Raw genomic sequence first — 10,570 nt, 5'->3', positions numbered from 1 at the left:
AGCAGGATCAGCCCGGCGAGCGTGAGCATGTACGCGTTGACGGTCCACTGGAGGTCGGCGAGGCTCGCGTTCAGATCGTCACCGATGTGCGGCAGCGCGACATTGACGACGGTCGAGTCGAGCAGCGCCATGGTGGACCCGAGCACCGTCGTCAACACGATCCACCGGCCGGAGGCCGTACCCAGCCTGATGTCCATGGGGGCATCATCTCCCCTGGCCGACGGGTCGGGTGTCTTACGGGGTCGTATGTCTCAGGTCATCGCTTCCACGACCGCTCCCGGCTCCCCCAGCCAGACCCGCTGGCCCCCGGCATCGACCGTGAGCCCGAACTCGTCGTGCCGCGGCCGGCCTGCCGCCGTGTACTCGCGGTGCACCGCCTCGATGTCCGCCCAGAGGTCGCGTGGCCCGTAACTCCACACGTCGTCGCCCGTGGCGGTGGACGTCGCGGAACCGTCCTCGGCGCCCGCCCACACATGGACGGTGCCGTCGATCCTGGAGTGCCGCATCCATACGCCCGGCAGCCGGGCACCGGCGTACAGGGCGAAGCCCAGGGACAGGAGTTCGGCGGGATCGAGACCGGCTTCCCGGGAGCGGGCCGTGGCGGAGTCGACCTCCGTCGCCGCCTCCGTGCGCTGGGCCCGTATCGGCATGTACGAGGCACCGCCCCGGAAACGGCCGTGCGCGGTCCTGTCGGCGCCGACGGTGAGCTGAACCAGGGCGCCGCTCCAGAAGTCCCGGTACATCGGCGCCACGACGGTGCCGCCGGGCCGGACCTGCTCGACGAACGCGTACGGCATCCGCCGCAGCGAGCACGTGGAGATGAGCCGGTCGAAGGGCTCCCCGCCGGGCCAGCCACGCTCCCCGTCGCCCACGCGGAGGTTCGGCCTGTACTCCGTGTCGCCCAGGTGGGTGGCCGCCATCGCGGCCATGGCCGGGTCGATCTCGACGCTGTGGACGCCCCGGCCCCGGTCCCCGAGACGCTCGGAAAGGAGCGCGGCGACATGCCCGGTCGCGGTGCCGATCTCCAGCACCCGCTCGCCGTCGCGGACCTGAAGGAGGCCGAGCATCGTCGCGACCACGCTGGGCTTGGAGTTGGACGAGGTGGCCACGCCGGGCCCGTTCTCCGCCCCGTCGTCGACCTGGACGACCACGGGCTCGTCACTGTGGACCAGACTCCACCACTCGTCACCCGCGGCGACGGGCTCGCACCGCCCCGGTCCCTGCCGCCAGACCGTCGGCGGGACGAACCGATGCCGGGGCAGGGCCTCCCACACCCGCAGCCAGACCGGATCGAGCAGCCCGCGCCCGGCCAGTTCCGCGACGAGCACGGCGTAACCGTGACGCGGGTCCACACCCGGACTCACTTCGTGGGCCCGGACCCATCGGGGCTGGGCTCGGGCGGCGGCGGTGTCCACGGCTTGTCGGAGGGCGGGCCGTTGTGCTTCCCGTCGTCTGCCATGTGGTTCTCCTTCTCGGGTCGTGCCCCTGCTCGTACGGGGGTGACACGACCCATTCAACTGCCCCGGCCCGCCGACCGGGCGGAAGTATCGAGGCGCTGTACGTCCCACCTCACCGGAAACTTCCCGGTATCCGGTCCTGCCGGTCCGCCACCTGGCTACCGTTGACGGGTGAGCGGCAACGTACGTCTGAGCCACGCCTTGCGAGATACCGGATTCACCCAGGCCGAACTCGCCGATGCCGTGAACACCTACCTCTGGAACAGGGGCCACGCAGGGACGGTCAGCGACCGGACGGTACGCAACTGGCTGACCGGCAGGACCCGCTGGCCGCATCCTCGGCAGCGGGAGGCGTTGACCGCACTCTTCGGGCGCTCCGCCGACGAGTTGGGTTTCATCGCGCCCGCGTGCCGAGCGACTGAGACGAAAGAAGGCGAGGACCCCGTGAGACGTCGCGACTTCGTCGCTGCCACCGCCGGGACGGCCGTCGGCGCGCAACTCGTCACCGCCCGCCCGGCGATGGCCGGTTCCGGCGACGTGAGCCGGCTCCGCGCGGGCCTGAGCGATCTCGTACATCTGGACCAGCGCCGGGGCGGCCACGGCGAGTTGGAACGCCAGGCGCTCACGGGGGCGGAGCGGACCCTGGAGATGTGCGGGCAGGCCGCCACCCAGCGCATCCGCCAACGCCTTTACGCCATCGCGGCCGACTACACCGCCGTCGCCGGGTGGTCCGCTCTCGACGCCCATCGGCTGGATCACGCCCAGCCGCACATGGCGAGAGCGCTCCGTCTCGCGGGGATGGCACAGGACCCCACAGCGCTGTTCCAGGTGTGGAACATGTACGCGATCCTCTGCGCCCAGCGTCAGGACTTCCACCAGGCGGCGGACGCGGCCGACGCGGCACAGGCGACCGCCGTCACCCGGCGCGACCCGATGTTCGCGTCCCTCGCGCACGCGCGCGCCGCCATCAACCACGCGGGTCTCGGCGAACGGCAGCCCGCCCTGCGGGCCCTGGGCCGCGCGGAGGACGCACTCGGCAAAGCACTTCGGACCGACCCCTCACGCCCGAACTGGATCGCCTTCTACGGACCGGGGGAGCTGAGCGCGATCACCGCCGTCGTACGCAACGGCATCGGCGACGCGCCACAGGCCGAGGCCGCCTCGCACGAGGCGTTGGCCCGTATCCCCGCCCCGTTCCGCAGGAATCGCGCGCTGGCCACCGTGCAGCTCGCCCTCGGGCAGCTGGGCCAGGGAGACGCCGAGCAGGCGTGCGGCACGGCCGACACGGTCTTCGCCCTGATGGCGGGCGACACCCTTCCCGGCCGACTGCGCTCCCGGCTCGACCGCTTCCAGCGCGCCCTGATCACGTCGGCTCCCGGCGCGAAAGCCTCAGGCCAGTGGTCGGACCGCTACCGACTCGAACGGGGAAGCGCATGACGAACGCCACGGACATCGAGATCCGCCGGTACACCCACACCCACCTCCCCCTGATCCGGCAGACGCTGCTGGACCTCCACTCCTCCGCGTACGCACAGGAGTTGGACGACGAGTTCAACCAGCGTTTTCCGTGGTTCGTCGATCACTGGGGCTCCCACCCCGGTTTCTCCTGCGTGATCGGCCACAGCGGCGGCGGGCCGGTCGGGTTCGCGTACGGCGCCCCGGCGACGGAGGGGCGTGAGTGGTGGCGCGAACACGTGGTTCCGGCGCCCGCGAAAGCCCGTACGTACTCCTTCTCCGAGCTGGCCGTCCACCCCGCTTGGCGCAAGACCGGCGCCGCCGCACTGCTCTCCAAGGCACTGCTGGAGACGCGGGAGGAGGACCTGGCCGTGCTGCTGGTCGACACCCGGCACCCCAAGGTCCAGGCACTGTACGAGTCGTGGGGCTACCGCAAGGTCGGCGAGCGCCAACCGTTCCCCGACTCACCGCTGTTCGCGGTCATGTTCACCGAACTGCCCTTGCGCTGAGGCAGGTTGACCCGGTCGGCCGGCGAGCCGGTGGAGCGCGCGGATCAGGGCGTCCGTGCCGCGTTCCGCCTTCGCGCGCGGGCAGCCGACGTTGAGGCGGACGTGGCCCTCGCAGCCGTACGTCGTGCCCGGCATGATCGCGACCTTCTCGCGTTCGATCAGCTCGCGCTGGAGCGCCTCGTCGTCCACGCCCAGCGCCCGCAGGTCTATCCAGGCGAGATAGCCGGCCTCCGGCGGGCGCCAGCCGAGTCCGGGGAAGGCCGCGTCCAAGCGGGCCGCGACCATGCGGAGGTTGGCCGTGACATAGGTGTTGAGCGCGTCCAGCCAGGGGGCGCCCTCGCGGTACGCGGCGATCGTGGCCGTCAGCGTGAGGACCGCCGGGGAGGCGAGGCCCTCGGCCGTCAGCATCCGGCGCATGAACTCCGCGTGGTCGTCCGGGTCGCCGATGACGCCGTACGAGCCGCTGAGCGCGGGGAAGTTGAAGGACTTCGACGCCGAGGTGACGATCGCCCACCGGCCCGTGCCGAACCGGGTCCACGGCAGATGGCGGCGGCCCGCCGGGACGAACTCGGGGTGGACGAAGTCGGCGTGGATCTCGTCGCTGATCACCGCCACGTCGTACGCCGCCGCGAGCCTCGCGAACGCGGTCAGCTCGCTCTCCGTCCACACCCGACCCGTCGGGTTGTGCGGCGAGCACAGGATCAGCACCCTGCTGTCCCCGCGCGCCAGTTCCCGCTCCAGCGCCGCCGTGTCCCCCACCGGCACCCCGCGCAGCTCACGGCCGAGCCCGGTGACCGCCTTGCGGAAACCGTCGTACGTGGGGGTGTGGACGACCACGCCGTCGCCGGGGGCGCTCCACATCCGCAGGAGCTGCGACACCTGGTTGAGGACGGACGGCGCGTACACGACGCGGTCGGTGTCCAGTTCGGTGTCGTAACGGGTGGTGAACCAGTGGCGCAGCGCGGACAGGAAGTCCTCGTGCCGCCAGTCCGTGTAGCCGAGCACACCGTGCGCGATGCGCGCCTGGAGGGCGGCCAGCACCTCGGGCGCGCACGCGAAGTCCATGTCGGAGATGGTGAAGGGGAGCAGCCCGTCCACGCCGAACCGGTCGGCGACGCCGTCCCACTGGACGCTCCAGGTGCCGCGGCGGTCGACGGGGGTGTCGAAGTCGTAGCCCATGCGGTCCTCCTCGGGACAGGGACAGCCCACGGGCCCGGCGTCACGAGGACACCGGGCCCGGGTAGTACGTGCGGTGGTGTTACTTGAGCTTGGTGCCCGTGGAACGCAGCGCCGCGCACGCCTCGGTCACGCGCTTCGCCATGCCGGCCTCGGCCAGCTTGCCCCAGGTGCGCGGGTCGTACGTCTTCTTGGAGCCGACCTCGCCGTCGACCTTCAGGACGCCGTCGTAGTTCTTCAGCACGTGGTCGGCGACCGGCCGCGTGAAGGCGTATTGGGTGTCGGTGTCCAGGTTCATCTTCACGACGCCGTTCTCCAGCGCCGTCGCGATCTCCTCGGCGGAGGAGCCGGAGCCGCCGTGGAAGACGAAGTCGAAGGGCTGGCTGCCGGCGGGCTTGCCGTACTTGCCCGCCACGCCCTCCTGGAGGTCCTTCAGCAGCTCGGGGCGGAGCACGACATTGCCCGGCTTGTAGACGCCGTGCACGTTGCCGAAGGACGCGGCCAGCAGGTAGCGGCCCTTGTCACCCAGGCCCAGCGCCTCGGCGGTGCGCAGCGCGTCCTCGACGGTCGTGTAGAGGGAGTCGTTGATCTCGTGCGTGACTCCGTCCTCCTCGCCGCCGGTCGGGGTGATCTCGACCTCAAGGACGATCTTCGCGGCGGCGGCCTGCGCGAGCAGCTCCTCACCGATGGTGAGGTTGTCGGCGAGGGTCTCGGCGGAGCCGTCCCACATGTGCGACTGGAAGAGCGGGTTCCGGCCGGCCTTGACGCGCTCGGCGGAGATCGCGAGGAGCGGACGCACGTACGTGTCCAGCTTGTCCTTGGGACAGTGGTCGGTGTGCAGCGCGACCGTGATGTCGTACTTGGCGGCCACGATGTGCGCGAACTCCGCGAGCGCGACGGCGCCCGTCACCATGTCCTTGCTGTACTGACCGCCGAGGAACTCCGCACCACCGGTGGACATCTGGATGATGCCGTCGCTCTCGGCCTCCGCGAAGCCGCGCAGCGCGGCGTGCAGAGTCTGGGACGAGGTCACGTTGATGGCCGGGTAGGCGAACTTGCCTGCCTTCGCCCGGTCGAGCATCTCGGCGTAGACCTCGGGGGTTGCGATGGGCATCGGGCCGCTCCTTGTGATGTGCGGGTGTGAGGTGCTTTATCCCTGACCTGGGGGCGACGTCATTGTCGCCCTCATCCTTCCAGATCCTTTTCCGAACGGTGAGGCTCAGGCGGGGTGAGGCTCAGGCGGGCCGGGCTCAGGCGAGGCCGAGGTCGGGCAGGGTGTACGCGTTGACGTACCGGACCCCCGCCGCCTCGACGGCCGCGGCGGCGCCCCGGTCGACGATGACGGCGACCGCGACGACCTCGCCGCCCGCCTCGCGTACCGCGTCGACGGCGGTCAGCGGCGAGCCGCCGGTCGTCGACACGTCCTCCACCACCAGACAGCGGCGGCCCTTCACGTCCGTGCCCTCGATACGCCGCTGCATGCCGTGGGCCTTGCCCTGCTTACGTACGACGAACGCGTCCAGGCTCGCGCCGCGCGCGGCGGACGCGTGCAGCATCGACGTCGCGACGGGGTCCGCGCCGAGGGTCAGACCGCCGACGCAGTCGTAGTCCAGCCCGGCGTCCGCGACGGTGTCGAGCATGACCTGCCCGACCAGCGGCGCGGCCTGCCCGTCCAGCGTGATCCGGCGCAGATCGATGTACCAGTCGGCCTCGATGCCGGACGACAAGGTCACTTTGCCGTGCACGACGGCCTTGTCCTTGATCTGCTGGAGCAGATCGGCGCGTACGTCAGTCATGGGGCTGAGCTTACGGGGCGGGGTTTGGGCGCCTGGAATGCCCGTCCGGCGCACGGGGCCGGGACGCCGGGGGCACTCCAGAACACACGCCGGGCCCCCGCCTCAGAGGCGGCGCCAGGCCCAGGTGGTCCGGATCTCCAGCGGGTCGATGGGTGTGACCAGGCGCGGTGCGGTGTTGAGGCCGTTCGGCGGGCCGGTCTGCGGCTCCACGCAGACGGCCTCGGCCTGCTCGTCGTAGACGACGACCCACTCGGCGTTGCTGGTCACCTTCAGTTCGAGCCGACCCGGCCAGGTCAGCGTCGCGTCGACGCCGTCCGGCATCCCGAAGCAGTCGTCCCACGGGCCGGGGCGGGGGTCGACGCGGCGCCCGGTGGGCAGGTGGTCCTCGCCGCGCTCCTCCTGCCAGGCGGGCGAGAAGTCGAGCCGTACGGCGTCCTCGTCGGCCGTACCGCCGTCGAGGTGACGCAGGAACCACGGATGCCAGCCCGCCTGCGCGGGAAAGGAGTCGTCGTACGTCTCGACGCCGAGCGTGAGCGTCAACGAGTCGTCGGTCAGCTCGAAGAGCTGCGTGACCCGGCCGGTGTACGGCCAGGGGTCGGCCAGCTCGTACGTGAAAGCGGCCTCGCGCTCGCCCTTGCGGGCCGTGCGCCAAGAGGTGTCGCGGCCGGTGCCGTGGATGGCGTGCGGCGGGGAGTTGAGCGGCAGTTGATGCGTGACGCCGCCGTCGCCGAACCGCCCGTGCGCGGTACGCCCGCACCACGGCACCATCGGGAAGCAGCCGTAGCGGTCGCCCTGCCGCAGCAGTTCCGTACCGCCGACGCGCAGGCTCGCGACGCGGCAGCCGTTCGCCGGATGGATGGTCAACTCGGCGTCGCCGGCCGCCAGTCGGATCTCGCGCTTCTGGTCCGTGTGCGTACTCACGCCATGACCCTAACCGGCGGGCCCGGCCCCATGGCTCAACGCCTGCGCCGCAGCGCGCGCCCCACGACGACGGCTCCCGCGATGGCCAGCGCGGCGGCGGGCGCCACCCACCTGAGCGCGACCCCGGCGCCCCCGGAGTCGGGTCCCTGCTCGGGCGCGTAACGCCCACGGGGCGGCGCGTGATCGACCTCCTCGGCGCTGCGCCCGATCATGGTCCGCCGGGCGTGGGCGGCTTCGGCGGGCGGTTCGAGCGGTACGAGGAAGTCCCCGTCCCCGGAGGCGGTGGGCCCGAATCCGGCGGAGGCGTCGAGGTCGGGGGCGGAGTCGGGGTCGGGGTCATCGGGAAGGTCGAGACCGTCGAACTCCGGGGCCGGCCCGGAAGCGTCACCCGCCCGCCCGGGCTGCTCCTCGCCGGCGGAGGCGGGATCCCGGCCTTCCGGGTCATCGACGCGGGGCGCGTCCGGCCCGGCACCGGCACCGGCGGACGACTCGTCAGCAGACGCGACGTCCGGGGCATCGCCACCGCCGGGGGCGCCCGCCGCGACATCGGACCCGACGTCCGAACCCGACTCCCCCACGTCCTGCCCGTCACCACCGGAGGCAGCCGGGCCACGACTCGCGGCCCGGTCCGCGCCACCGGAGCCCGCGCGCCCCGCGCCCGCGTCGTCCGCCGCAGGCGTGCTGCCGGAGCCGTCGCCGGCCCCCGCCGAGGCACCCGCCCCCGGCTTCGCCAGCGCCGCGGCAAAGCGGTCCAGGAGTCTGCGCGCCGTCGTCTCCGCCGTCGACTGCGGGACCTCCGACAGGCGGCCCTCCGACGTCGGCGTGGACGTCGTCGTGAACGCGACCGTCGTGCCCCCGGGCGTCTCCGTCAGTCTGATGCGGACCGAGACCTTCGTGGAGCCCGTGCCGCGCACCTCCGCACCCTCGCCCTTCGCGGTGAAGGCGCCCGCCCGTTCCGTGAGCGTCAGCGCGCCGCGGTAGGTGATCGTGTGGCCGCCCACGCGGACCTTCAGGCGGCCCGAGAGCGGGCGCGCCGACGCGTCCGCGTCCTGTTGGAGTCCGGGGACGCAGCGCGCGACGCGTGCGTGGTCGCGCAGCGCCTCGCGGAGGGTCTCAGCCGGAACCGGAATGAACACCTCATGCTCCATGGGATCCGAGCCTACTCAGCCCCGCCGCCTCAGGCGCCTCTCCGCGCACAACCGGTCCCATCGACGTCCGTCACCCCGCGTACCTCGGATGCACCAGCGTCGACGGCGGCAGATCGCGCAGCCGGGTGCGTTCCGCCCTGAGGACGCCCGCCTCCAGCACCGGCCCGGCCAGCGAGCGCAGCGGGGGCGTCTGCGGCGAGAGTCCCACCCGTGGGGCCCGGCCGACGGCGGCCAGGACGAAGCCCCAGTCGTCCTTCTCCGCGTCCCTCTTCGCGTCCTCCTCGTCGTGCGCCCGGTCCGGCCCCGCCCCGAACCCGGACACCCGCCCCGTCGCGCTGTACGGACTCGTACGGAAGCCCGCCGCCCGCAGCGTCGCGTCCACCGTCCAGTACGTGCGCGGCCGGGCCGCCGAAGGCCCCGCGTGCACCGCCAGCCGCCCGCCCTCGGCGAGCACCCGGGAGGCGAGCCCGTAGAACTCCTCCGAGTAGAGCTTGGTGCTCGGGGTGATCCCGGGGTTCGGCAGGTCCGAGATGACCACGTCGTACGGCTCCGACCTCGCCGCCCCCCGCAGCCACGCGAACGCGTCCGCGTACACGACCCGGAACCGCGGGTCGTCGTACACGTGCCCGTTCAGCCCCGCCAGCGCCGGGTCCGTGCGGGCCAGACGCGCGACGCCGGGGTCCAGTTCCACGAGCGTGACCGAGCGGACGTCCCCGTACCGCAGCACCTCGCGCGCCGCGAGCCCGTCGCCGCCGCCCAGGATCAGTACGCGCGCGTGCCGGCCGCCGCTCATCGCGGGATGCACCAGCGCCTCGTGGTACCGGAACTCGTCGCGCTCGCTGACCCGCAGCCGCCCGTCCAGATACAGGTCCAGCGGCCCCTCGCGCCCGCCCGTGAGGACGACCTCCTGGACGTCGGTCTGGACGGCGACCCGCACCCCGTCCCCGTACACCGCGCGCCGCGCGGCCCGCTCGAAGTCGTCCACGGTGACGGCGGCGGTGCCGAGCACCGTCAGCACCAGCACGTTCACCAGCAGCAGCAGCCCGCGCTCCCGGCCCGTGAGGTCACGTCCGAAGACCCAGAGGACGAGCGCGCCGCCCGCCACCACGTTGACCGCGCCGGTCAGCAGCGCGCCCGTGAGCTGCCCGAACCACGGCAGCAGCAGGAACGGGAACGCCAGCCCGCCGACCAGCGCGCCCACATAGTCCGCGGCGAAGAGATCGGCGACGGTCCCGCCCGCGTCCTGCCGGGACACCCGCTGGATGAGGGTCATCAGCAGCGGGATCTCCGCGCCGATGAGGATCCCGATGGAGAGCGAGAAGCCGATCAGCGCGTACCGCGACTCGCCCATCCAGGCGAACGTCGCGTACAGCACCAGCGCCGACGTGCCCCCGAGCAGCGCGAGCGCCGCCTCGACGAGACCGAATCCGACGGCGGCCCGGCAGCGCAGCCGCTTCGCGAGCAGCGAGCCGAGGCCCATCGCGAAGACCATCAGGGACAGGACCACCGACGCCTGCGTGACGGAGTCCCCGATCAGATACGACGCGAGGGCGACCAGCTCCAGCTCGTACACGAGTCCGCACGCGGCGCACACGAACACCACGGCGAGAATCAGGAAGCGACCCGCGCTCGGTCGGACGGGCAGTCGCGCCGCGCTGTCCGGCGGCGCGACCACGGACTGGTCGATCATTCCAGTAACGCTACGTCTCGACTTCCGTACGGTTTGTCACCCACACGAGTGGTAACCGGCGTTCACACCCGCCCACTTGGCCCGACAGTGCCTCCGGAAGGACCGCCGGCCCGCTACAGAGTGGCCGGCACCCGCACCCCGACCCGCGTCCGCGTCACGACCAGCGCGCCCTCCTGCGGATACGCGTGCCAGGTGCGCCAGGACACCTGCCCCTCGTGCCGCTGCACGAGCATCGCGGTGAACGCGTGCGGGTCTCCGGGGAACGTGCCCGCGAGTCCGTTCGGGTGGTCGGCGACCAGTGCGAGCAGTTCCTGCGCGCGCCCCGCGAACGAGCCCTGCGACAACGTCTCGACGCGCGCGGCGAATTCGTAACTCCATTCGCCCACGCGCTCGGCGACGCCGAGCGCGTGGGCGAATG

10 protein-coding genes and 1 pseudogene are annotated in these 10,570 nt (G+C 72.3%); 2 read left to right on the top strand and 9 right to left on the bottom strand.

Annotated elements, in window-relative coordinates; translation table 11 throughout:
• Positions 1 to 197, bottom strand: a pseudogene (locus tag BHU15_RS07095) (MFS transporter); the annotation flags it as partial.
• Between the two features lie 54 nt (positions 198 to 251).
• On the bottom strand, positions 252 to 1,352 hold the full coding sequence (locus tag BHU15_RS07090) for a methyltransferase domain-containing protein (protein ID WP_069626393.1): 1,101 nt from the start codon (positions 1,350 to 1,352) through the stop codon (positions 252 to 254).
• A 276-nt stretch (positions 1,353 to 1,628) separates the two neighbouring features.
• Here BHU15_RS07090 and BHU15_RS07085 point away from each other — a divergent pair, with 276 nt between their 5' ends.
• Both BHU15_RS07085 and BHU15_RS07080 read left to right on the top strand, forming a co-directional pair.
• Entirely contained in the window at positions 1,629 to 2,894 is a 1,266-nt protein-coding gene (locus tag BHU15_RS07085) for an NsdA family TPR-like regulatory protein (protein ID WP_069626392.1), read from the top strand.
• Positions 2,891 to 3,421: a GNAT family N-acetyltransferase gene (locus BHU15_RS07080; RefSeq protein WP_069626391.1), complete on the top strand. Its 531-nt coding sequence runs from the start codon at positions 2,891 to 2,893 to the stop codon at positions 3,419 to 3,421. Before BHU15_RS07085 ends, BHU15_RS07080 begins: the two co-directional genes overlap by 4 nt.
• Here the strand turns inward: BHU15_RS07080 and BHU15_RS07075 are convergent.
• The 7 genes from BHU15_RS07075 to BHU15_RS07045 form a co-directional block, all read right to left on the bottom strand.
• A complete protein-coding gene (locus tag BHU15_RS07075; RefSeq protein ID WP_069626390.1) occupies positions 3,377 to 4,600 on the bottom strand; it encodes a MalY/PatB family protein in 1,224 nt (407 codons plus the stop codon). The genes BHU15_RS07080 and BHU15_RS07075 overlap by 45 nt on opposite strands.
• Before the next feature lie 79 nt (positions 4,601 to 4,679).
• Positions 4,680 to 5,711 carry a class II fructose-bisphosphate aldolase gene (fbaA, locus tag BHU15_RS07070; RefSeq protein ID WP_069626389.1) on the bottom strand — a complete coding sequence of 344 codons (1,032 nt, stop codon included), beginning with the start codon at positions 5,709 to 5,711 and terminating at the stop codon, positions 4,680 to 4,682.
• 136 nt (positions 5,712 to 5,847) lie between these two features.
• Complete coding sequence (pyrE, locus tag BHU15_RS07065) at positions 5,848 to 6,393, bottom strand: orotate phosphoribosyltransferase (protein WP_069626388.1); 546 nt, start codon at positions 6,391 to 6,393, stop codon at positions 5,848 to 5,850.
• A gap of 102 nt (positions 6,394 to 6,495) precedes the next feature.
• A complete protein-coding gene (locus BHU15_RS07060) occupies positions 6,496 to 7,314 on the bottom strand; it encodes an aldose epimerase family protein (protein ID WP_069626387.1) in 819 nt (272 codons plus the stop codon).
• Positions 7,315 to 7,349: 35 nt separating this feature from the next.
• Positions 7,350 to 8,462: an SRPBCC family protein gene (locus BHU15_RS07055; RefSeq protein ID WP_171908328.1), complete on the bottom strand. Its 1,113-nt coding sequence runs from the start codon at positions 8,460 to 8,462 to the stop codon at positions 7,350 to 7,352.
• A 70-nt stretch (positions 8,463 to 8,532) separates the two neighbouring features.
• Positions 8,533 to 10,152 (bottom strand): polyamine aminopropyltransferase, encoded by a 1,620-nt coding sequence (locus BHU15_RS07050; RefSeq protein ID WP_069626386.1) that lies wholly within the window; start codon positions 10,150 to 10,152, stop codon positions 8,533 to 8,535.
• A gap of 113 nt (positions 10,153 to 10,265) precedes the next feature.
• Positions 10,266 to 10,570, bottom strand: a 305-nt coding sequence (locus BHU15_RS07045) for a DUF2617 family protein (RefSeq protein WP_141726781.1), incomplete at its 5' end; no start/stop codon positions are given.

The sequence above is a fragment of the Streptomyces niveus genome (genome assembly GCF_001723055.1).
Taxonomy (GTDB): domain Bacteria; phylum Actinomycetota; class Actinomycetes; order Streptomycetales; family Streptomycetaceae; genus Streptomyces; species Streptomyces niveus.
Note: the sequence above shows the minus strand (reverse complement) of the source record. Positions and strands in the feature narration are given on the sequence as shown.